The sequence below is a fragment of the Sphingomonas sp. genome (genome assembly GCF_035998645.1).
Lineage (GTDB): Bacteria > Pseudomonadota > Alphaproteobacteria > Sphingomonadales > Sphingomonadaceae > Sphingomonas.
This window is the reverse complement of record NZ_DASYHL010000005.1, coordinates 885,472-906,647: the sequence shown is the minus strand read 5'-3', so window position 1 is coordinate 906,647 and position 21,176 is coordinate 885,472. Positions and strand designations below refer to the sequence as shown.

19 protein-coding genes and 1 pseudogene are annotated in these 21,176 nt (G+C 63.9%); 8 read left to right on the top strand and 12 right to left on the bottom strand.

The annotated features are described in order from the left end of the window. Nucleotides 1-43: 43 nt before the first annotated feature. Both VGN66_RS17990 and VGN66_RS17985 read right to left on the bottom strand, forming a co-directional pair. Nucleotides 44-1,540 carry a hypothetical protein gene (locus VGN66_RS17990; protein ID WP_327520149.1) on the bottom strand — a complete coding sequence of 499 codons (1,497 nt, stop codon included), beginning with the start codon at nt 1,538-1,540 and terminating at the stop codon, nt 44-46. A 25-nt stretch (nt 1,541-1,565) separates the two neighbouring features. After that, on the bottom strand, nt 1,566-3,284 hold the full coding sequence (locus VGN66_RS17985; RefSeq protein ID WP_327520148.1) for a hypothetical protein: 1,719 nt from the start codon (nt 3,282-3,284) through the stop codon (nt 1,566-1,568). Between the two features lie 115 nt (nt 3,285-3,399). Here VGN66_RS17985 and VGN66_RS17980 point away from each other — a divergent pair, with 115 nt between their 5' ends. Together VGN66_RS17980 and VGN66_RS17975 are read left to right on the top strand one after the other, a co-directional pair. After that, on the top strand, nt 3,400-4,800 hold the full coding sequence (locus VGN66_RS17980; protein WP_327520147.1) for a tetratricopeptide repeat protein: 1,401 nt from the start codon (nt 3,400-3,402) through the stop codon (nt 4,798-4,800). A 317-nt stretch (nt 4,801-5,117) separates the two neighbouring features. Next, nucleotides 5,118-5,543 (top strand): amidase family protein, encoded by a 426-nt coding sequence (locus VGN66_RS17975; protein ID WP_327520300.1) that lies wholly within the window; start codon nt 5,118-5,120, stop codon nt 5,541-5,543. 55 nt (nt 5,544-5,598) lie between these two features. Here VGN66_RS17975 and VGN66_RS17970 read toward each other — a convergent pair. Then, nucleotides 5,599-6,237 (bottom strand): annotated as a pseudogene (locus VGN66_RS17970) (IS3 family transposase); the annotation flags it as partial. 951 nt (nt 6,238-7,188) lie between these two features. Here VGN66_RS17970 and VGN66_RS17965 point away from each other — a divergent pair. The 4 genes from VGN66_RS17965 to VGN66_RS17950 all read left to right on the top strand — a co-directional run bounded on the left by VGN66_RS17965 (nt 7,189) and on the right by VGN66_RS17950 (nt 13,487). Continuing rightward, a complete protein-coding gene (locus VGN66_RS17965; protein WP_327520146.1) occupies nt 7,189-7,770 on the top strand; it encodes an RNA polymerase sigma factor in 582 nt (193 codons plus the stop codon). A gap of 28 nt (nt 7,771-7,798) precedes the next feature. Then, entirely contained in the window at nt 7,799-8,779 is a 981-nt protein-coding gene (locus VGN66_RS17960) for a FecR family protein (protein ID WP_327520145.1), read from the top strand. A 134-nt stretch (nt 8,780-8,913) separates the two neighbouring features. Next, on the top strand, nt 8,914-11,385 hold the full coding sequence (locus VGN66_RS17955; protein WP_327520144.1) for a TonB-dependent receptor: 2,472 nt from the start codon (nt 8,914-8,916) through the stop codon (nt 11,383-11,385). After that, the gene (locus VGN66_RS17950) at nt 11,379-13,487 is read left to right on the top strand and encodes an Atxe2 family lasso peptide isopeptidase (RefSeq protein ID WP_327520143.1); all 2,109 of its coding nucleotides are present in this window, start codon (nt 11,379-11,381) and stop codon (nt 13,485-13,487) included. Before VGN66_RS17955 ends, VGN66_RS17950 begins: the two co-directional genes overlap by 7 nt. Nucleotides 13,488-13,523: 36 nt before the next feature. On the opposite strand, the gene VGN66_RS17945 is transcribed toward VGN66_RS17950, so the two are convergent. The 7 genes from VGN66_RS17945 to VGN66_RS17915 form a co-directional block, all read right to left on the bottom strand. After that, nucleotides 13,524-15,281, bottom strand: a complete 1,758-nt coding sequence (locus VGN66_RS17945; protein ID WP_327520142.1) for an asparagine synthase-related protein — start codon at nt 15,279-15,281, stop codon at nt 13,524-13,526. Next, a complete protein-coding gene (locus VGN66_RS17940; protein WP_327520141.1) occupies nt 15,278-15,937 on the bottom strand; it encodes a lasso peptide biosynthesis B2 protein in 660 nt (219 codons plus the stop codon). Before VGN66_RS17940 ends, VGN66_RS17945 begins: the two co-directional genes overlap by 4 nt. 69 nt (nt 15,938-16,006) lie before the next feature. Next, the gene (locus tag VGN66_RS17935; protein WP_327520140.1) at nt 16,007-16,126 is read right to left on the bottom strand and encodes a benenodin family lasso peptide; all 120 of its coding nucleotides are present in this window, start codon (nt 16,124-16,126) and stop codon (nt 16,007-16,009) included. A 75-nt stretch (nt 16,127-16,201) separates the two neighbouring features. Further along, nucleotides 16,202-16,831 carry a GntR family transcriptional regulator gene (locus VGN66_RS17930; RefSeq protein ID WP_327520139.1) on the bottom strand — a complete coding sequence of 210 codons (630 nt, stop codon included), beginning with the start codon at nt 16,829-16,831 and terminating at the stop codon, nt 16,202-16,204. Beyond that, entirely contained in the window at nt 16,828-17,685 is an 858-nt protein-coding gene (locus tag VGN66_RS17925) for a phytanoyl-CoA dioxygenase family protein (protein ID WP_327520138.1), read from the bottom strand. Before VGN66_RS17925 ends, VGN66_RS17930 begins: the two co-directional genes overlap by 4 nt. Next, the gene (locus VGN66_RS17920) at nt 17,675-18,292 is read right to left on the bottom strand and encodes an acyl-homoserine-lactone synthase (protein WP_327520137.1); all 618 of its coding nucleotides are present in this window, start codon (nt 18,290-18,292) and stop codon (nt 17,675-17,677) included. The genes VGN66_RS17925 and VGN66_RS17920 overlap by 11 nt, the downstream gene beginning before the upstream one ends. Before the next feature lie 74 nt (nt 18,293-18,366). Beyond that, the gene (locus tag VGN66_RS17915; RefSeq protein WP_327520136.1) at nt 18,367-19,113 is read right to left on the bottom strand and encodes a LuxR family transcriptional regulator; all 747 of its coding nucleotides are present in this window, start codon (nt 19,111-19,113) and stop codon (nt 18,367-18,369) included. 195 nt (nt 19,114-19,308) lie between these two features. Here VGN66_RS17915 and VGN66_RS18750 point away from each other — a divergent pair, with 195 nt between their 5' ends. Together VGN66_RS18750 and VGN66_RS17910 are read left to right on the top strand one after the other, a co-directional pair. Continuing rightward, nucleotides 19,309-19,551 carry a transcriptional regulator domain-containing protein gene (locus VGN66_RS18750; RefSeq protein WP_414713221.1) on the top strand — a complete coding sequence of 81 codons (243 nt, stop codon included), beginning with the start codon at nt 19,309-19,311 and terminating at the stop codon, nt 19,549-19,551. Next, the gene (locus VGN66_RS17910; RefSeq protein ID WP_327520135.1) at nt 19,544-20,134 is read left to right on the top strand and encodes a DUF2285 domain-containing protein; all 591 of its coding nucleotides are present in this window, start codon (nt 19,544-19,546) and stop codon (nt 20,132-20,134) included. Before VGN66_RS18750 ends, VGN66_RS17910 begins: the two co-directional genes overlap by 8 nt. A 23-nt stretch (nt 20,135-20,157) precedes the next feature. Here the strand turns inward: VGN66_RS17910 and VGN66_RS17905 are convergent, their stop codons facing one another. Together VGN66_RS17905 and VGN66_RS17900 are read right to left on the bottom strand one after the other, a co-directional pair. Continuing rightward, nucleotides 20,158-20,769, bottom strand: a complete 612-nt coding sequence (locus VGN66_RS17905) for a JAB domain-containing protein (protein ID WP_327520134.1) — start codon at nt 20,767-20,769, stop codon at nt 20,158-20,160. Then, nucleotides 20,709-21,161 carry a hypothetical protein gene (locus VGN66_RS17900; protein WP_327520133.1) on the bottom strand — a complete coding sequence of 151 codons (453 nt, stop codon included), beginning with the start codon at nt 21,159-21,161 and terminating at the stop codon, nt 20,709-20,711. The genes VGN66_RS17905 and VGN66_RS17900 overlap by 61 nt, the downstream gene beginning before the upstream one ends. Nucleotides 21,162-21,176 lie beyond the last annotated feature (15 nt).

The following is a 21,176-nucleotide window of genomic DNA, read 5'->3' as shown; positions in this document are numbered from 1 at the left end:
ACCGACCTGCGCTTCGCGCAAGTCAGTCGGCGGGGATATCCGATCAGCCGGTGACGATCGGTGGTACAATTGCAGCGACGGTCGCGTTACCGAGTGCGAGGGCCGTGATTACACCGGCGGCGAGCGTCGGATGATGGAGGCATAATTTGCCGTCACGCAAGGTACCCGGATTGATCGCGAGATGCAGACTGATCTGCGCCGACAGGGTCGTGGCGTGAACCAAAATGACGATCAACATCGCGGCGATCGCCGTACCCGCGGCCAGCACCGCTGGGGGCAAACCGGCAATCGCCGCCGCAAGACCCGCGATCGGCGCGATATTGAGCGTTGCCAACGCTGCCGCCGCACCGGAGTTGAACGTCGCCAGGATCGACAGGGCAGCGGCCCATGCGGTTACCGCCGAGCTGGCGATATTTCCCACTGTCAGGCTGCGCGCGCATGCGGCGGACAAGCAAACGTCGATTCCGAACGGCAGTCCGACCGGACCAAGTTGCATGACGGCGAGCGACCATTCGCCATCCAGCAGGCATTTGAACGGGCCGAGGAACTCCAGAACCCCGTCCAGATTTTGGCGCAGGACCTGAATTGCCTTGGCGACATCGACGGCCGTGATGATTCCTTCGCGAATGGCCCCGATGAACGGTGGCTCCCTGAAGTCCGGGAACGGGATTTCCGGCAGCGTCCACTGGTTGGGCAAATAGCCCTTCAGCGGTTTGACGCATTCTACGATTTCGGTGACGATCTGCTCGGTCACCTCAGCCAGGATGGTGATGACACCCACGATCACCGTGAATGCAGTGACGGCACCGCAAGCAAGCGCCGCGCATGCCATGATCGCCGGGGGGAAAAATGCCACCTTGCACGGCCCCAAGAGTGCACGATCATAGCATTCCTGCCATTGCTGTTGCGCGGTGGTGATCGTTTCAACCGTACGCTCGACCGTGCGCGTGACCGTTTCGACCACCGTCCGGGTGGTGCATTGCCCGGCATCGGAGAAATCGTCGATGACCCTAGTAAAGGGATCCTTGACCGACTGAGCGGGCTTGCCGCTCTTCTGCTGCGTCGCGGCGACGGCGAATGAGGTGGCAAAGGCGGATCGCATCTGCATGAGCGATCGGGACCAGCCGGGATTCCCGCGGATCAGGCCGATCAATTTCGGGACATTGCCCTTCCACGGCGTAACCTTTCCGCCCTTTCCGACCGCGAATCCTTCGGCTGTAATCGTCAGGCCGCCGGAGCCGCCCAGCTCCACGAAGAAGTTGCGCTTGCTGAAATCGAACACGCCACCCTTGTCGGCCGACTGGATGAAATATGGTACGATCTGACCATCCAGCGTTGCCGTACGCACCTCGCCCCATGGTCCCATCACCCCGGTTCCTTGGTTGGTGGTGGTATAAAGGGCTTGCGGTATCTTGCCGTTGAATTTCGAGAAGCTCGTTTTTCCCTGTCCGAATACGGGCATACCGCTCAGGAACAGGCCGCCAATGGCGCTGCCACCCAGCAGCAAACGACGGCGAGATAGGTTTTCGGCAAAGGTCATGGCAATTCTCCAGGCTAGAGAGGGCTCAATTGGGTGCGCGATCGGCGAGCAGTTCGGCGGTGGCGTCGCGCGCGCCGGGAAATGGCATCGCCACGTCGCTACGGGTCATTCGGGTGAAGACCGGCAGGGCGTTGAGGTTTTTCAACGTGGGCGTCGCGCTGCTCGCCGGGTCGATAACCCGGGTCCACAGGTCGGTCAGGCGTGCGACGTGCTCGCTCCGCGCCCAGGCACGGCCCGGCAATGCAATGGGGCGAGCCGGGGTGACCAGGACCATGACCGAGTCACGGCGTGTCGTCTTGTTGCGCTCGCTGAACAGATTGCCGACCAGCGGGATGTCACCGAGAACAGGCGTCTTGGAAAAGGTTGAATCCTCGACCGTTTCATTGAGTCCGGACAGCAACAGGGTTTCGCCGAAACGGATCTCGGCGGTCGCCAGCACCTTCTGCCGAAACGTCGTCAACGCTTCTGCGAATGTTCCCGCCGGATCAGCGGTAACGAAGCTGCGGACGGCCTCGATGCGGACACGGGTTCCCGTTTCCGTGATCTCGACCGGCGTCACCTTCAACTCGACGCCGACATCGATCTGCTCGAGCGAACCTGACTGAATGCCATTGACCGCGACCTTGATCGACCGGCCGATGAAGAACTCGCTCTGTTCGCCGCGATAGGCCGTCAGCTGGGGTCGGGCCACGACCGAATATTGTTGCCCGCCCCGGTTGAAAATATTCAGATTGTAGTTGAGCTGCGGCAATCCGATGGTGGAGGTGAGTACGCGCTGATAGCTGTTTCCGCGCGTTCCGCCTGTGTCTGAAATCGTGCGGGATGATTGCCGATTCAGACCATATTGCAGTGACAGGCCGTCCAGCAAATTCAATCCGCTATGCTGGCGCTGGGTATTTTGCGACAGCACGATCGCCACGTCCAACGTGATCTGATTGGGTATTGCGGGCAATGGCATCGCCGCATCGGCAACGGATCGTGCCGGTTCCGCCGACAATTGATCGACGGCGGCGGTTTGCGCGATCTGTTCGATCCGGGCCTCGACGGATGCCGCGCCATCCGGATCGATGGACGAAAGCCTGGTAGCGTAGGCACGCGCCGCCATAACGTCATTGCCGGCAGCGGCCGCGAAAGCCGCAATCCGCAGTAGTCGGAGGTCGATTGCCCCCCTGGGCATCGCCACTGCGCGGTCGGCGGCAATCCTGGCCAGCCCGACATCGCCACTCATATAGGCAGAGGCCGCAACCGCGCCGACTACGCGCGGATCGCCCGGCTTCAGGACCATTGCCCGCGCAAAAAAGTCGAGCGCCTCGGCATATTTGCCCTGATCGAAGGATACACGTCCGGCTAGAGCGAGTGGCCAGAACTGGCCGGGTTCGATTCGGGTGGCGAGATCATATCCCGCAAGCGCCATGTCCAGCGCTTCCCCCCGCTCTGTGCCCGCTTGATGATAGGCAAGTGCCAAGAGGGTCTGTCCTTCCCCGTCGCGAGGTTGTCGGGCGGCGAGTTCGGACAAGGCGGCGATGGCATGTGCGCTGCGCCCTTCCTGCAGCGCGGCAATGCCGCGTTCTCGCAACGCAGCCGGCGCAAGTGAGGCCCAGTCAGGTTGTTTCCCCGGGCGATCGCGTGCCTGAACCGGAAGCGCTACGAGCGAGGCCATTACCAGCCAGCCGATCGCCCTGTTGCAGCTGATCGCCATCCCCGAGATATCCCCAAAAATGCGCCGAGGAAGCCTCCGCGCCATGCGGGTGATAATCGTGGAGCAAGGACCGCGCGGGAATGTGGCAAATAGTTGCAGATCGGCACTTGCCGTTGCGCGCCATGTTGCACACTGTATCGCAACTCAGGAAATCGGTCCGTTGCGTAGTCCGGAGAATCGTGTGCCAGCTTCGCAACGCTTGGACGGATGGAAGGCGATCGGATCCTATCTTGGCCGTGAACGCACGACGGTGATCCGTTGGGCGCAAACCCGTGGGCTTCCCGTTCACCGCATTCCGGGCGGCAACAAGGCTTCGGTCTACGCACTGAAGCATGAAATCGATGCGTGGGTGGGGGGGGCAACACCGGAAAACCCGCTATTGGATGCAATTGTACCTGGACTTGCCGAGCAGCAGGTGCCGACAAGCGTTGCGATACCCAATCGCCGCCGATGGATTATCGGCATCGGCGCGGCATCGGCGCTGACGCTTGCAAGTGGCGCTGCTTGGTACGGGATCCGCATAACGCCATTACCGACCCCGGTAAGATCGTCTGGAAAGCCGACATTGCTTCCTGCCGATCCCCAGATCGCAGCATTGTTCCTGCAAGCACGCCAGGATTGGGCGGAACGCACTCCCGCCAGCATTGGCAGGGCGATTGAAACGCTTGGCGAGGTGGTCCGGCGCGATCCTGCCTATGCGCCTGGCTATTCGGCGCTGGCCGACGCCAATTTGCTGTCGCGTGAGTTCGGGTCAACGCCCGATGTTGAAGCGTTTGCGCGCGCTCGCACTGCGGCACAGCAAGCGCTGCGTCTGTCAGGCGACCAGGCCGAAGCACATCGCGCATTGGGCTTCATCGCCTATTGGTGGGATCGCGACCCGGATGCTGCCGGTCAGGCGTTTAGGCGCGCCGTCGAACTTTCCCCGGGCAATGCACAGACACATTTCTGGTATGGCAATATCCTGGCGGACAATGGCGAGCATCGGGCAGCGCTGCGCGAACTCAATCACGCGCGCGCGATCGAACCTGGGTCGGTTGCGATCAAGACCGATCTTGCTTGGGCCTATTGGGTGGCCGGGCAAGATGCCGAGGCAATCAGTCAATTGGAACGGTTGGCGCAAAGCAATCCCGGTTTCGCCGGAATCTACGATTGTCTGGCCGAAATCCGCCTCGCCCAGCGTGACTATCCCGGTTACCTTCTGGCGTTCGAGCGGTTGGCAAGGCTGCGGAATGATGCCGCTGCGATGCAAAGGGTTCGCATGTTTCGCACGAAGCTGGCCCAAGGTCCCGCAGCGCTGCAACAGGCGCTGATGCGAACGGCGATGCGAGAGAGCGCAGAAGGCAAACGACGAGACTATAGTTGGCCGGCATTCATTGCTGGATTGTCGGACAGTCCGGCCCAGTTGAAGGCACTGCTGCGGACGGCCGCAAAGCGGCGTGAGCGTTGGGGCAATGCCGGTGCCGTCAGGCGGATCGCCGAACGCTGGAAGGGAGATGCTGAAATCCAGCAGATGCTTTCACGCGTGCGCGCCGGGCCGATCGAGCAGGAGAAATCGAGTTGAGCGTAATCACGTGGTTCTGTCAGCCGAATGCACCGTGCGTCACGGGCATCGGCTTAGTCAGCTGGCACGCTCGCTAGAGGATGGTGCCGCCCTCAATCTTGGTTGCGAGCAATGTGGATTGAATGGTGTCGTGATTGCGCTAGCCGCTCAGCATCAGGTAAGCAAAGTGCAAGTTCAGGCTAGCATTTCGCCGATTCCGCTGTTCGAATAGCAACTTTTGAAACTGCCCTGTCAGGAAGCGGCCAGTCTGCAACCGATCTGTGATCGGCCTGTTTGCTTTGGCGTAACTGGCGAGACAGCAACGCGTTTCAATTTTGATGATTTCTGGAGGGGCGGCCGTTCTGAAAAGCGACCGTAAATTGAGGCATTGGCCAGGTGTATTCGCACGATTTCATCATCCTTCCCACCGCGGAGGTTTTCCGTTCAACGTCGAGCAGCGATGGCCGACTGAAATCTCCGGACGGAAAATGGACTGCGATCATCGGTGGATGAAACTCACGTTGCCTGCAACGATGGCCGGATTACCCGCGCTGTCGGTGCCGGCGGGTTTTGGGGCGCGGGACCGGTTACCGATCGGGATGCAGATCATTGGGCCGGCACAGGCTGATCTGGCCGTTCTGCAGATCGGGCATGCCTATGAGCTTGCCTCACCCTGGATCAAACGCGTTTTGCCTAATGGGGGGTGGGGCGTAACTTGGTTCGGATGGTTTCGAGTGTGGTGGGGTTCTAGGCGCGTTCTATGAGAATCGCGAAGCCCTGACCACTCCCTGAGCTGCTGCCGGTTCGATAGACACGAGGTTAAGCTACCTGCGCCTGCCGCTCGAAGTCCATGGGGCTGAGATAGCCCAAGGTCGAGTGCCTGCGTGTCGGGTTGTAGAGGCGCTCGATATAATCGAACACGTCGACCTTCGCGTGATTGCGCGTGCGATATGTCTTCCGGCCGATCCGTTCGGTCTTCATCGACGAGAAGAAGCTCTCCATTGCCGCGTTGTCCCAGACGTTGCCCGATCGGCTCATCGAGCAGGTTACACCATTGTCGGCCATCAGCCGCTGGAACTGCTCGCTCGTATATTGGCTACCCTGATCGGAATGATGCAGCAGAGCATCGGGCTTGCCGCGTCGCCAGATCGCCATCATCAGCGCATCGGTCACGAGTTGGGCGGTCATGGTGTCGCTCATCGACCAGCCGACCGCACGGCGCGAGAACAGGTCAATCACGACGGAGACATACAGCCATCCCTCAGCGGTCCAGATGTAGGTGAAGTCTGCGATCCACTTCTGGTTCGGCGCTTCGGCGGTGAACTGGCGGTCGAGGATGTTGCTGGCAATGACCGACCGCAGACCATCGTCCTTGGGCAGGCGACGACATCGCAGACGCGCCCTCAGGCCATGCACACGCATCAGTCGCTCGATGCGATGCAAGCCATTATGCAGACCTGCTGATTTGTAGGGGTGATTTCGGTCACACTGTCCTCTCAGAGAACCAGCCTGTCTCAGGACACAAAATGGTCACAGTGGACCCTGCGAAGCTAAAAAGCTCGCAAGGCGCGGCGTGTTAAGCCGTTGATTTTGAAGAATAAGGAATGGTGGACGCACTTGGGCTCGAACCAAGGACCCGCTGATTAAGAGTCCCTAGATTGTGGCATATTGTTCAGCTATTTCAGGTACTTAGCTGCATCCGTGTTTGACGGGCTGATCAATATGCCACATCGATCCACAACGAGCGAGCCTACGCGATCGCACAAAATCGCCTACAGAAAGCCCCAGATCAGGGCCCCTCTTTCTGGCCCGCTTGCGTGTCTCGATGACAGCACATGCCGCGCTTGAAAGATGCTGTTCCGGGCGGGTGCACGTATCATCTCTGATCAGGTGAGCGGTCGGGTCTTGTCTCGCCGCAAATCTATACCAAGTCGTCGTGTGCGCGGTTGGTCCTGGGGAAGTGTTGGGGCAGGTAGAGGGAGATCGGCGGGCGAGTTTGCGAGCGCAGGGCCTGACCGGGTGGCTCCCGCGCATGTCCAGGCTTCGGCTAAAGGCGGGGGCTCATGTTCTCATGCATGAACTTCGACACCCGGTTTGCGCGCGAACAATTGCTATGCTTGCAATGCGGTAGCGGTCCTCTAAGCTTTCCCGGTGCCGCCGTAGCGGCACAAGAGGCGGGTGAGCCGCAGGTCGGAAAGATGGGCCGGAGCAATCGAGCGTCCGGACGACTGTCGCGCATGTCCAGGCCGCATTGCGGCTAAAGGCGGTAGTAGAGCTTTCGATCGCGCCACAGCGTTCGGCCACGCCGGACGGCCTCGTCGCCGGAGAACAGCCCGTGATTTTGGGCGATAGGATCGCGCGCGCGCAGTGCGGTCGGAATGCGTGCCGTCCGGTCCGCAAGGTGGCGTCATGCGCCTGAATCTGAATTCCCAGCCGATGTGCGGTGCCGCCCTCGACGAGGGCGAGCCTCTGCCGCCCGAAGACGCGGTCGTGTCATCGCGCGCGGGCCACCTGGAGCTGCTGTACCGCAAGCACAGACCCAGATTACTGCGCTTCCTCGAGCGGCGCGGTGCACCCGATCAGGCTGCGGATATCGTCCAACGCTTGTTCGCAAGGCTGGCGCGGACCAGTGCTGTACCCCCGCCGGCGATCAAAACGCCCGACGCCTATCTCCGCCAGGCGGCGCAGAACCTTCTGTGTGACGATGCTCGTGCGGCCGAGCGACGCTCCGCGCATCTCCATATCTGCGTGGACGATGTGACGCTTGTCGCTCCGGACCCGATCGCTGCGCTCGAGGCGCGCGACATGTTGCAGCGGCTCGAAGCTGCAGTTGCCCGGCTGGATCCGCGCACGCGCGAGATTTTTCTCGCGCACCGGATCGACGGCTACAGCTATGGTGAGATAGCTTTTCGTACCGGGCTGAGCGTCAAGACGATCGAGAAACACATGAGCCGCGCGATCGCGCGCATCGGCCGGGAATTGGGACGATGATGGGCAGAACAGGCGAGAAGCCACTTCGATGAGCCGTGAACAGGATGCAGCGCACTGGTTTGCGCGCATGCGCGGTCCTGATGCGGCGACCGCCCGTGCTGAGTTCGAGACGTGGTACGCAGATCCGCAGAATGCCGCAGCGTACGACCATCTCGTGCGCAGCTGGGATCAGGCCAAATTCCTCGCCAACACGCCGACCGGTCGCGGGCGGAACCTCGAGCTTGCTAGGCCGGGCGGCCAGCGCAGGTCCTTTGCGCTAGGGGTGGCGCTGGTAGCCGCGGTCTGCCTGTGCCTGTTCCTGGCAATCCCGCATCTTCAGCAAACCTTCGCGCCCAAGGGATCTGTACAGCAGGAGATCGCATCGACCGGCGATACCCCGAGAACCATTACGCTGGTCGACGGCTCCCGGATCACGCTCGATCGTGCGTCCCGGCTCGTCATCGATTTTGGCTCTGACGCGCGTCGCCTTCGGCTCGAAGCCGGACGGGCAAGGTTCGAGGTCGCCCATGATCGCGCGCGCGCGTTCATTGTTGAAGCCGGCGCCGGTAGCGTCATCGCCCATGGGACCGTGTTTGATGTCGCCATCGCCCCGGGCGGTGTCGAGATCGTCCTGCTTCAAGGAGCCGTCGAAGCGCGTGGACGCGCGGGAGGCACGGAGAGTGTGCGTCGTCTGGTGCCCGGTCAAAAAGTCGTTGCGACGGCGGGCAGGCTGACGGACCCCGTCGCTGCGACCGCGCGTGACACCCAGTGGATCGAGCCGATGATCGAGTTCGACGCGGTGCCGCTCGCAGAGGCGGTCGCCGAATTCAACCGCATCGGCGAGCGCAAGATCGTCCTCGACCCGGCGATCTCGCCGCGCCTGCGTGTCACCGGGGCGTTTCGGCGCGACGATCCGGAGACATTTGCTACGACGCTAGCGGCCACTTTTGGACTGTCGGTCCAGCGCGCAGACTCCGTGATGCTGAAGCTCGCCGCAGAGCCGGCCCGGCGCCACGAAAAAAAACCATAGGGTGATCCCCTCCAGCCATCGTCTCGCTCTTCGAAGGGACGCGATCAACGCGCGCCCGTTCGGGGAGAGATATGCGAAACTACCATCTTATGTCCTGCGCAGTCGGCGCTGCCGCCTGTCTGGCCGTTGCTCCGGTGTCCGCTCAGACCACCGAGCAACGTCCGGTCCGCCTGCCGGCCCAGCCGCTCGCTGCCTCGCTGGTCTCGATCGGGACGCAGTTCGGCCGGACCGTCGCGGTCGATAGCCAGCTGGTCGCTGGCCGCACCGCGCCGCCGCTCGACGCCGATCTCACCTTCGAGGAAGCGCTGGCCGTTGTGCTGGCAGGAAGCGGTCTCGAGGCCGTTCCGTTTGGCACCGGCGTCCTCATCCGCCCCACGTCCCAGGCAATGCGCACCGAAGACGTGACCATCACGGGCACCCGTATCCGTGGCGGGCAAGTTGCCTCGACAACGATCCGCATCGGTCGCGAGGCGATGCGCGACGCGGGGCAATCGAGCGCGGCCGACGTGTTTCGCGCGTTGCCGCAGAATTTCGGGGGAGGTCAGAATCCCGGGATCGGTTCGAACGTTCCGCAAGGCAAGGGCGCTGATCTTGCCGGTGGCGCGTCGGTCAATCTGCGGGGGCTTGGCAGCGACGCTACGCTTACGCTGCTCGATGGTCGACGGCTGAGCTACGATGGCGCGCTGCAAAGCGTCGACATCTCGGCCATCCCGTTCGCAGCGATCGACCGGATCGAGGTTGTGCCCGATGGTGCATCGGCGCTGTTTGGCTCGGACGCGGTGGCGGGTGTCGTCAATATCCTGCTGCGGCGCGACTTCGACGGGCTGGAAATGAGCGCCCGACTTGCCGGATCGACCGATGGCGGGAATTTCCAGCAGCAATATGGCGCTGCGGGAGGACAGACCTGGGCGTCGGGCAGCGCGTTCCTGGCGTATGAATATGCGCGTTCCACGCCGATTACGGCCGAGCAGCGTTCCTACGCGGCCGAGCGAACGCCCGGCGTCACGCTCTATCCTTCACTGCGCCACCACAATGCAGCGCTGACCGTGCGGCAGGAGATCGCGCCCGGGCTGCAATTCGATCTCACCGCCCTCTTTAACAAACGCTGGCACGCGCTGACTGCCCCGCTCGATGAGTCCGGCGACCTTGCGGCGAGCCGCTTTGAAGGACGCAATAGCAGCGAGTCGAGGGCCCTGGCACCCTCGCTCGAACTTGAGCTGCCAGCGGAGTGGCGCATCGCACTGGCCGGCAGTTATGGCTGGAACCGGGTGCGCTACGGGGGCACCTATCACTATGGGGACGAGGCGATCGATGCGGGGTCGGGGGCCTATCGCAATGTCAACGAAGCTGCGGAGCTGGCGGGCAACGGCAAGCTCTTCGATCTTCCCGGCGGCAGTGCCAAGCTCGCACTTGGATCCGGCTTTCGCCGTAACCGCTTCGAGCGCGTGTCGAGCCGCGGTGCCTCCGAGCGTATCGATCGCCGGCAGGACAGCTACTATGGCTTTGCCGAGCTGAGCCTGCCGCTGGTTGGCCCGGACATGCATGCGTTCGTCGACCGGTTCGACCTCAGCCTCGCGGCGCGCACCGAGCACTATCCTGGACTGGCCACGGTCACGACACCCAAATTCGGGGTCATCATTGCGCCAACGCCCGATGTCTCGCTCAAGGCGAGCTGGGGGCGTTCGTTCCGGGCGGCCACGCTTTATGAGCAGTATACGCCGCGCAGCGCGGTCCTCTATCGCGCCGCTACGCTTGGCGGTGCGGCGGGCACTGGCACTGCGATCCTGCTCGTCGGCGGCAATGCCGCGCTCGAGCCTGAACGCTCGACCAACTGGTCCGCAACGCTGGCGCTGCATCCCCGTTCACTTCCGGGGGCGACGCTCGAGCTGAGCTGGTTCAGCGTGGATTATCGCGACCGTATCGTCACGCCGATCCTGTTTCGCAGCCAGGCGCTGTCGGATCCAATCTATCGCGATCGCGTAACGGCGAGCCCGTCCGCAGCTGCGCAGGCGGCCGCGCTTGCGGAGGCAATCTCGTTCATCAATGCGGCGGGCGCTGCCTATGACCCTGCCAATGTCGTGGCGATCGTCGATAACAGCAACGTCAATGCCGGCCGGCAGACCGCGCGCGGCATCGATGTCCTCGGCCGCTATCGCTTTTCGATCGGCGCTGGCACGCTCACGACAACCCTCAATCTGAGCTGGCTCAAGAGCACCCAGCAGATCAGGCCGGAACTTCCAGAAACCCGGCTTGCCGGTACCCTGTTCAATCCGCCGCACCTGCGCGGTCGGGGCGAAGTGAACTGGAACGGCGGCCCATTCTCGATCACCGCGGCGCTCAACTATATCGGTCCGGTCCGCGACACGCGCGGTTCGCCAGCGGTGCGCGTTGACGGGATGGCCCCATTCGATCTGACGGTTCGCTACCGGAGGCCTGCGGGCCCCGGCTTGTTCGACGGTCTGGACATCGCCGCGTCTGGGCAAAATCTGTTCAATGACAAGCCCGACCCGATCGCGACCAGCCTGTTCCTCGACACGCCCTATGACAGCACCAATTATTCGCCGTTCGGGCGGGTGCTCAGCCTGTCGGTGACCAAGTCATGGTGAGGGCTCTGGCAAGCGCGCTCGCGATCGCCGTGGCAGCGTGTGGGGCATTCTCCGCGCAGGCACGCTGCGATGACCTGTTGCCGGGCGAGCCGGGCAAGGAACCCGTTCGCGACATCACCGCGCGCGATCTCGCCCGGATCCGCGATGTCGGCGAGCCCATCGCGACGGGGATCTCGACGAGTCCCTATGCGATTTCGCCCGATGGACGACGCCTCGCTTTCGTGATCGCACGGGGTGACCCGGCGACCAATCAGGTCTGCACCGCGCTGGTGACGATGCCGCTCGACGGCACGGCGAAGCCGCGTTTGCTCGACCGCGGCGGGCCTTTGCCGATCTATACCGGGACGTTTCGGGGTCTGTTCATCGACACCGGCTTTCCCGAGCAGATTACCCCGATCTGGTCGCCCGATGGCCGGGCAATTGCCTATCGCAAGCTGATCGATGGCAAGGTGCAGATCGTTCGCGTCGCGGCCGATGGCAGCGGCGTTGCGCCGGTCACCCGGCAGGACACCGATGTCGAGGATTTCGCCTGGCTGCCGAGGGGGGATGCAATTGTCTATGCAATTCGCAGCAGCCGGATCGCGGCGGAGGCGGCAATCGACCGTGAGGGCGAAGCAGGTTGGCTCTATGATGCGCGGGTGGTCCCCAATATTCGCTGGCGGCCAAATCCCTGGGCGCGCGATCTTCCGGTCAGCTATGTTCGCGTGGACCTCGCTACTGGCGCGGAGCGGGCGGCCAATAGCGAGGAGCAGGCACGCGTTCTCGTCCCTCCGGTGGCAGACTATGCTCATGACGTGATCGCGAGCGCGCAAGGTGGCGCCAAGGCATGGACCGAGCCGGTCAGCCGCCATCCCTATGCGGAAAGCCGCGTGTGGGCGAGTGATGGCAAAGGCCGAAAGATCGCGTGCGTGCTGGCTGGCTGTTCCGGGCGTATCGCGCGCATCTTCTGGGCGAAGGATGAAAAGACGATCCTGTTCCTCACACGCTCAGGGTGGCGTGGAGAAGAGACCGTGTTGCATGGCTGGCGGCCGGGAAGTGACAGGCTGACGACGGTGCTGCGTACCCGCGACACCCTGAGCGGGTGCATTCAGGGTGGGGGCGAGCTGGTCTGCGGTCGCGAGAACGCCACCATGCCGCGCCGGATCGTTGCCATTGACGTTGCGACAGGGCGCGATCGGCTGATCTACGATCCCAATCCGGAGTTCGCGAGGCTGCGGCTTGGCAGCGTCGAGCGCCTGCGCTTTACGACCGATCGCGGGCTCGAAGCATGGGGCGACCTTGTTCTGCCGCCCGGCTACGACGGGACCAGTAAGCTGCCCATGGTCGTGGTTACCTATAACAGCCGCGGGTTTCTGCGGGGTGGGACGGGTGACGAATATCCGATCCATCCGCTCGCGGCGAAGGGGTTCGCCGTGCTGAGCTTCGAACGGCCGCAGGCGGTGGCCGCCTCGGTGCCCGGGCTGACCAGCTGGCCAGAGGTATTGAAGGAATGGCAGCGCGACTGGAGCGAGCAGCGGAGCGTCCATTCCGCGCTGATGGCCGGCATTGACAAGGCGATCGCGACGGGTGCGATCGACCCCGACCGCATCGGCATCACCGGCCTCAGCGACGGCGCGACGATCGTCGAGTTTGCCCTCGTCAATTCGAAGCGGTTCAAGGCCGCGGCGATGAGTACCTGTTGCGACGACCGGCTGACCTCTCTCGTACTTGGCGGGGAGGCATGGGGCGGCGAGAACCGACGCTCGGGCTATCCGCTTTCGGTCGATGACGACCGCGAATACTGGAAGCCGATCTCGTTGTCGGTCAACGCCCGGCGTATCACCACGCCGATCCTGTTCCAGCTCGCCGATCGCGAGGTGGGGCTGGCGCTCGAATCCTATGGTGCGCTGCGCGAAGCGGGCAAGCCGGTCGAGATGCGGATCTATCCAGACGAATATCATAACAAGGTCCAGCCGCGTCATCGGCTTGCCGTCTACGAACGCAACATCGACTGGTTCGCATTCTGGCTGCGCAACACCGAAGATCCTGACCCTGGAAAACAGGAGCAATATGCGCGCTGGCGGATGCTGCGCGAACCTGAGCGGAAAGGGGCGGGGCAGTGAGAACTGGCGGCGGGAGGTCGCCTGACATTCCCGCCGCTAGCTCCGGCGCGAGAGGATGCCGCGTGCCCAACTCTCGGCATCGGCCAGCTGGAGAATGCGCCCGAAGCCCGTGCCATGCGCAGGGCGGGGATCGTCGATCCCCGCGATCACGGCGTCCCGATCGATGACCTGCGCGCCTGCTAGCAGGCCTTCGCCAAGATGATCGCGCAGCATGGTGCGGTTCGTCTCGAACAGGTCCACTAGCAGGCTTTCCGGCGATCCCTTGCCCTCCCGCCAGGCAACCTGGGCAGCAAGATCTGTCTCGAAAGCGCGGCGTGCCGCCGCGCGATTGGACCCGTTTTCGAACCATTCCCAGCTCGGAATGCGCAGGCAATGTTCGATCAGCGGCTGCGACACGAGCGGGGAGATGGCATTGCTCTTGGTGCCATGCGGCCCGTCCTCCGCATAGCCCTGCGCGGCAACAAGCATCGCGATATGCGCGGCGCGCCCGGGCCAGGCAAGCCGGTCTTCGTCGAGCCAGGGGTGCGCAGGCGCTGCGGCAGCGAGCGTTGCGGCGTGCGGGTGCAGGAAGCGCAGATCGAGCGGCCAGCGCGAGGGCGCGTTGGCACGCCGCGCGCGCAGGAATGCCCGCCAGGCGACGGTATGGCGTGAGACTTGAGCGAGACGGGCGATGTCGCCGCACAGCCGCCAGAAGTGCCGACGCCCCTCAGGATCGAGCAGACAATCGGCGGCGGGCGACGCCGATTGCACCGAGCAGAAGACGTTGTCGCCGCCGCCGCCGTCGACGAGCGCATCGCAGCCAAGTGCAGCGGCCTGCATGCCGGCAAGTGCATAGGCATGCTGTTCGAAACTCCGCGCCACCGGACGCGGCAGGTCGACCGCGGCGAGGCTCCGAATATCGGGCGCGCCGGCGGCCATCTCGTGCTCAACGAGCGGCCGTGCGACGCGCGCGGCAACGGCGCGAGCATAGTGTCGCTCATCCCCGGTGGGGTTGGTCGCAACAAGGTTCAGGCAAGCGAAGTCACGGTCCGCGGCACCGAGACAGGCAGCGACAATCGAGGAGTCCAGTCCACCCGAGAGCAGCAGCAGCGGGTGCGAGGCGCGCGCCGTGCGCAGCGCTACGCAGCTCCTTGCCGTATCGCGAAGCCGCCGTTCCGCCTCGCGCTGATCATCGATCCGGCGCGCGGGTGCCGCGAAGGTCCAAGGCGACCAGAGCCGCTCGCAGCGCATTTCCCCGGCCGCGAGCGTCAGGCGGTCGCCCCCGCGCAGTTCCTCGATGCCAGTGAGGCAGGTCGCGTTGCTGCGCAAATCGCCGACAATCAGCTGACGGGCGATTGCTGCATAATCGAGCGTCAATGCCGATGTTTCGTCGAGGCCCAGCCGGAGCGTGTCGATGTCCGAGGCGGCGATCCTGCCCGGGCCATCCGCGGTGTGAAGGCAGGGCAGGGCGCCAAACGGCGCGCGCACCAGCGCAACGCTCTCGCCGCGTGGAAGAATCGCAACATAGTCTCCCCAATAGCCTCGCACGAGATGTTCCCCTGACGAGCCGATGATCGCCGACACGGCGCCAGGTGCCAGCGTGGTGAGCGCTGCACGCGCTCCGCTGGTGAACAGCGGACCGATGATGACTGCCCCGGAATCGGTATTGAGGGTCGGGGTGCCCGGGGCGATTGAGACAATGGTTCCTGGAACATCGATGACAAATGTCAGAGCGGCGCTGCGGATGCGGGCGCGCAGCCGGCCCGCAGCGTCGGCGTGGAGCCCGAGCCCAGCGAGGAAGCGCGGCCTGATCATAGGACCAGGATCGGTGTAAAATGCCGCGCGACCCCGATGCGCTCGTTGATCAGCGTATCCCCGCACTGCACCCAGGCGTGTGCTTTGAACGGACCGAGCTTGACGGCGAGCACGAGGTCGGCGCGCGCGCCGGCTCGAGTCAAAAAATGGAGGATCGCAAGCGAGCGCGGAAGGCATCGATCATGCGCGCTAACCACGGCGGTGCACGTTTCGAACGCAGCCGCGATCTCGACAATCCGCTCCGCGCTCGCGTTATGGGAAGTGCGGCGCTTGCGTCGGCCGGCGCGGGCCAAAGTGGCTGCGAGGCCAAAGGCACGCAGCTCGAGCGGGGCGAGGGCAAGATGCAGCATTGCTGGAATCACGTCACGCGCGCGGGAAGCCTGGTTCATCCCGGCAAGACTTTGCTGCGCAGCTTGCGGCGGTGGGCAGGGGGCGGGTGGCGGTGCGGTATCGGACCGGACGAGCAGGCCGCTGCGCGCGAGCCCGGCGAGGCACGGGTCGTCATGCAGGGCATCGCGATGCCCGCTGCACAGCCGCGCGAAGCGCTGCTCGGTCCCGCGTGCGAGACAGAAATAGCGATCGGCGGGAAGATCGAGAAACAGCAGACGGTCCTCGACCCGACAGAAAGACAGACCGTCACGCAATGCGTAGTGCATCGGTCAATTCCGCGAATGGAGAAAGGGGTGAGGATGCGCGACGCAGCGGCCGCGCATCCCCGGTACCGGTCAGTCGTCGGTCAGCCCGGCGAAGACCTGGCCAAGGCCGATATCGGGCTCGGGCCCGCGCGGTCCCTTGGTCTCGACGCTGGCGGTGCCCAGTTCGATCACTTCGTTGTCGCGTTCCATGATGCATTCCTCATGTTTGCTGCCGCGGCAATGCGGCAGGAGAAATGCTAGGATCCGCGCTCGACTATCCGAACTTTATAAACCGCGTATCGACCGATTGTAGGCGCCCGGATCATACCGGGCACGCACGATGTCGGGCGCGGCGGCGATCCGGCGGCGGTGATAGGCCCGCGCAAGCTTGAGCAGTGCAGACGGAGGGTCATGGTCGAAGGCCATTGCCATGGCGCGGATTTCCGCCTCGCCGTTCGGCAGCGCATGGCTCTCGGCCACCCGGACCGCCGCGAGGCGATCGTTGCACGCGGCGATCTGCGCACCATGCTCTGGATTGGCGGAGCGCAGGCCGACCAGTGCGAACAGCATCGCTGTGGCACGGGGCGCATCGATCGCGAGCCCATCCGCGCGAGGCCCTTTGCTCGGAATGGTCCAAGACTGCACCGCGAGGGCGAGCAGCGCGACATTCCATGCGTAGAGATCGCGAAGGTGCGCTTCGGTCACGAGCGGCAGGTGGAAACCGTCGCTCGCGCGGGCCTCGACGAGTCGTTCTCCGACCATGCGGTTGAGCGCGTCACGCACTGGCGTCACGCTGCTCGCGAGTTCCTCGGCGAAGCGCGCGGGTTCGAGACGCGCGCCCGGGAGGAGTGCGCCGGACAGGAGACGACACTTCAACGCGTCATAGACGCGTTCGCTGGTGAGGCCCGAACTCAATCGCGCCGCCGTTGTTCGGCAAGATAGGCCTCGAGCGCGAGGCTCTGGTCGGGGCGCAAGGCGTCGATCGCGCCGAGGGCTGGATCCACCGGGCCGTCGAGCAACACCGACGGACAGCGGCCCTCGTAATTGCCGAGATTGGGCCGATGCTGCCGGTAGCCGACCAGTTCGGCGAGTGGGCGCGGGAAGTGCCGTGCGACATCGGGAGGATAGGCGAGCCACTGGTTCTCATAGGGCTTGAGCCAGCCGAGGCAGTAGCTGATGATCAGTCCGCGGCGAATGTCGCCGCTGAGGTTGCCGCCCGCTCCATGCAGTGTCGATCCGAGGAAGACGAGTGCGTCGCCGGGCTTCATCTCGGCCACGACCGGCTCGCCTTCGGGTTGATCCGCGCGTGCAGCGACGCCATGGCTACCGGGCCAGATCAACGTTGCCCCATTGTCGGCCCGATAGTCGGTCAATGGCCACATGACATTGACGAGATACTCGACCTCGCCAACAGCGCCGCGCCACATGTCCTGATCGCGGTGCGGGAACTGCGATAGCGCGCCCGGATGGATGGCGATTGCCTGCGTCAGATTGAGCTGAATTGTGTCACACCACGGCGACAACATCTCTTCAGCAAGAGTCAGGATCGTCGGGTGGCGAACCAGCCGGTCGGTCTCCGGCGCTCGCGAGAGCAGGCGGCCAAAGCGCTTGGTCCGCTCGCCATAAAAGCCGCCCTCGCAAAAGGGGGTGGCCTCGAAGCCCGGGCCGAGCGCTCGGTCCAGCGCTAAGGCCTGTGCCGACGGGATTGCACCACGCACAATGCAATAGCCTTGCGCGTTCAGGATCTTGCCATGTGCCTCAGGCGACATCGGCGACCTCCACTACGAAGTTTAGCGCACCGACGATCCCGGCGCGCTCCAGCAGTCCTGGAGTTTCGGCGTCGATCTCAATCGCGATCGCACCGAGCGCTGACCCTTCGATCGTGCGCAGGGGGCCAAGCGGCTCCACGCGCCAGCCGAACTTGATGATCTGCGCAATCCAGTCGGACGCGGCAACGCCGGTGTAGCGCGTGATCCCCGCGCATACCCCAAAGCGGGCGATTGCGCTGACGAGCGCGTCGCGAGCCGCGCGACGCGCGGGCGCGGCCAGACCGCGATCGAGGCAAAAGCGCGTAATCTCGAATATTGTCGGGCCGCGCGGCACGGGTCCATCGCACAGGGACACGAAGAGCGTGTCGAGGATGTGCGGACTGACGGTCGGGAGCAGCCGGACAGAAGCCCGATGATTGCCAGCGGCATCGCTCACGACGATATAGGTCGCCTCGCGCGTATCGAACTGATCGACCTCATAGGTCCCCGCGATTACCGGGATTTTCCAGTTGAGCAGATCGACGAAGACGCGCTTGCGCGCCGCGAACATGTTGCGCAGCACCGGACTTTCCAGATGCGCGCGCGTGCCTTTGATCAAATGGATCATCGCGAACCTCCGATTCAGGTTCACGCCAAGGTCGCGACAGGATCGGCAGCTCGCTATCCCGGAAAAGAGGGATATCAGCGCCGCGCAATATCCGCGAAGCTGATGGTCCCGTCGAATAGCGCCAGGATGATGAGCGATGTTCTCTTCCGCACGCCATATCGCTTGCATGCTGCACTGACATGTTGCGCTACGGTCTCTTCGCTGATCCCGAGAATGATACCGGCTTCCCAATCTCCCTTCCCGCGGGCGGCCCAGATCAGGCAGTCGCGCTGGCGATCGGTCAGACGGGCTTTGCGCACCGGGAGGGGGCGTACCTGCCAGACCCGCCGCGCGCCTTCGAACGCAACGGCACCGGCCAATTGGGCAAGCGGCAGGTGTCGGCGCAGGAGCGGGCGACCATAGCTGGTGACGAACGAGCAGGAGCCGGTGATTTCACCCGGCACGTGCGCTGGCATAGTAAAGCCCTCGCCAATGCCGTGATCCGCAGCAAGCGCCAGGATATGATGATCCGCCGGCGTCAGCGGGATCATCTCAGGCACCGACCGCCAGGCAAATCCCAACGCGGTCTGCTGGCTCGCGCGGTGTATCGGATCGCAGGCGGCCAGCCCATGCCGATCGAAATAGTCGACCCATCGCTCGGGATAGTTGTGGAGGCGGATCGTTGTTCCTGGCGATGCAAGCGGATCGGCATGATGCGTCAGCGCAAAATAATCACAGCCCAGCCTGTTGGCCATGTTCGCCACTGCTTCGCCGAGATCGGCGGGGCTGGCCGCCCTCGACACGCACGCGACAAACTCCTCGAATGCCTTTACGAACCCCATGCGGCCCATCGATCCCGAGCGGCCTCTCATGCCGCCGCAAGCCCCGGAACCGTCCCTTCCTTATACCTGGCGCCGCGCCCGCCGGTCTTCGCTCCGGCGACGCGACGTGGTTGAGAAGAACGCCGATGTTATGGATTTGGTCGGCGCGATCAAATCCATTTTGGTTGAATTTCGGGTGCTACTCGGTCCGTCAGGATGCTGCTCATGACCCGCGCCCGGACTACGGTGGGGGACTGGCGTGATCGCGGCCATTATCGGCGGTTGCTCGGAACCGATCGCGCCGGTCTGATGTGGGAATGGCTGCGGCGTGATCCCGACTATATCGCCTGGTATGTGCGAGCGAGCGATGCAACGCGTGGCGCTGCGCATGGCACTGCAAGCGATCCTTTGACATGGGGGCTGCACTTTCGCGGAGGATCCAGCAGTTTGCGTGCCTGACGCCCGGCTGATCTGGGAGTCCGGGATTGATCCAGGCACGCTCGCGGTCGAGGCGATCGCGGCGGGACCTTGTGAACCAGGCGCGGTCGATCCGGGTGAGCTTGGCGCATGGCTGACGCTGGTAAGGGGCCGGCATGGATTGGAACATGCGGTGATCAGCGATGGCTGGCACCGAATTCGCCTCGATGTCGCGCTCGGCACGCTTTCGAGCGGACCGGTCATCCTGCGATGCCGGATCGAGGCGATGGGTTCGGCGGTTCCTAAATTTCTTCCGCTCCAGCGGCTCGTCGACTTCGCGCTTCATCGCCGCTTTGCGCGCGCGCTCTATCCGGCTGACCCGCGCATCGAGCGCTGGCTGATCGCATTGCAGGTGCTTGACGGCCTGGCGGATGGCGCCAGTCACCGCGAGCTCGCAGAAGCGCTGTACGGTGCCGAGCGCGTCGCGTCGGACTGGGGAGGGCGTTCGGACTCACTGCGCTCGCGGGTCAGAAGGCTGGTCGCCGAGGCCAAACGCCTGTCGCGTGGCGGCTACCGGCACCTGCTCCGAAAAACCGGTAGATTGACTGGCGAGCCGACCGATTGAGGTGCACGATGCTGTCGGCAGGATCAGAAGACGCCGTCGGCTTTCAGGCTGCGAACTTCGGAGCTTGCGATCACCAGATGATCGATCAGCGTCATACCAAGTGACGAACTTACCCGGGCCAGCGTACGGGTGACCTCGCGGTCTGAGCGGCTGGGCGCGTTGTCTCCCGAGGGGTGGTTGTGCGCCAGAATAAGGCCCGCCGCTCCAACGAGCAGGCCGCGGTGGACGATCGCTCTGACGCTCACCGGCACATTATCGACTTCACCGACCTGAACCAGTTCGTCGATCAGGCGGTTGGCGCTATCGAGGTACAGAACGCGCAGCGTCTCAACGGGCGAGTGACCGATTTCGACAGTGAGGTAGTCGATCACCGCCGACAGGTTGCCGAGCTGGGGGCGTGCAAGCAGCGGCGCGCGAAGGACGTGTTGGATCAACCTGCGCGACACGATGATCTGCCTCACGGCATTGCGCTCGATCCCGAGGGAAACAAGCGTTGCTTCATCAGTCGCAACGACCCTGGCAATCGTACCGAAGCGAGCGAGAAGCGCATCGGTGATCGATCCGGCGTCGTGCGTCAGGGGCGCGAGAAGCTCGACCAGGAGGGCACGGCCCCGTGGGTCCGTGTCCGCCGCCAATAGGCCCAGGTCCCGCCAGCCAGGATCAGAAGCTGAAGATAGGGCCAGAATACCGACATGATCGCGTAAGCGGACCCCAGAAGGCGCGGGTCGAGTGCTTTTGCTGCATGTCCCACCACGATGATCAGCTGAAGCGAGACTGCCGCCATCGGCCAGATCCTGTTGGCGCGTAGGGCAATCGCCCCGAGCCCCAGCAGGAGGGCCGCGTCGATCAGCAAATAGCCGATCTCCACCGTGCGCCACCGATCCATCGCCTGCGGGCTTGCAAACAGCGTTATCAGCCACGCCGTCCAATAGAACCCTGCCGCAATCCGTTCCGGCGGGCCCCCTTTCCAGGCCGCAAAGCCGGTCGAGAGACAAAGCAACGCGACGAAGGCGATGAAGAAGATCATGGCCGCAAAAGGACA

Coding starts and splice junctions, on each gene's coding strand:
- VGN66_RS17990 (WP_327520149.1), bottom strand. CDS start 1,540: ATGACCTTTGCCGAAAACCTATCTCGCCGTCGTTTGCTGCTGGGTGGC.
- VGN66_RS17985 (WP_327520148.1), bottom strand. CDS start 3,284: ATGGCGCGGAGGCTTCCTCGGCGCATTTTTGGGGATATCTCGGGGATG.
- VGN66_RS17975 (WP_327520300.1), top strand. CDS start 5,118: ATGATTTCTGGAGGGGCGGCCGTTCTGAAAAGCGACCGTAAATTGAGG.
- VGN66_RS17965 (WP_327520146.1), top strand. CDS start 7,189: ATGCGCCTGAATCTGAATTCCCAGCCGATGTGCGGTGCCGCCCTCGAC.
- VGN66_RS17960 (WP_327520145.1), top strand. CDS start 7,799: ATGAGCCGTGAACAGGATGCAGCGCACTGGTTTGCGCGCATGCGCGGT.
- VGN66_RS17950 (WP_327520143.1), top strand. CDS start 11,379: ATGGTGAGGGCTCTGGCAAGCGCGCTCGCGATCGCCGTGGCAGCGTGT.
- VGN66_RS17945 (WP_327520142.1), bottom strand. CDS start 15,281: ATGATCAGGCCGCGCTTCCTCGCTGGGCTCGGGCTCCACGCCGACGCT.
- VGN66_RS17940 (WP_327520141.1), bottom strand. CDS start 15,937: ATGCACTACGCATTGCGTGACGGTCTGTCTTTCTGTCGGGTCGAGGAC.
- VGN66_RS17935 (WP_327520140.1), bottom strand. CDS start 16,126: ATGGAACGCGACAACGAAGTGATCGAACTGGGCACCGCCAGCGTCGAG.
- VGN66_RS17925 (WP_327520138.1), bottom strand. CDS start 17,685: ATGTCGCCTGAGGCACATGGCAAGATCCTGAACGCGCAAGGCTATTGC.
- VGN66_RS17920 (WP_327520137.1), bottom strand. CDS start 18,292: ATGATCCATTTGATCAAAGGCACGCGCGCGCATCTGGAAAGTCCGGTG.
- VGN66_RS17915 (WP_327520136.1), bottom strand. CDS start 19,113: ATGGGGTTCGTAAAGGCATTCGAGGAGTTTGTCGCGTGCGTGTCGAGG.
- VGN66_RS18750 (WP_414713221.1), top strand. CDS start 19,309: ATGCTGCTCATGACCCGCGCCCGGACTACGGTGGGGGACTGGCGTGAT.
- VGN66_RS17900 (WP_327520133.1), bottom strand. CDS start 21,161: ATGATCTTCTTCATCGCCTTCGTCGCGTTGCTTTGTCTCTCGACCGGC.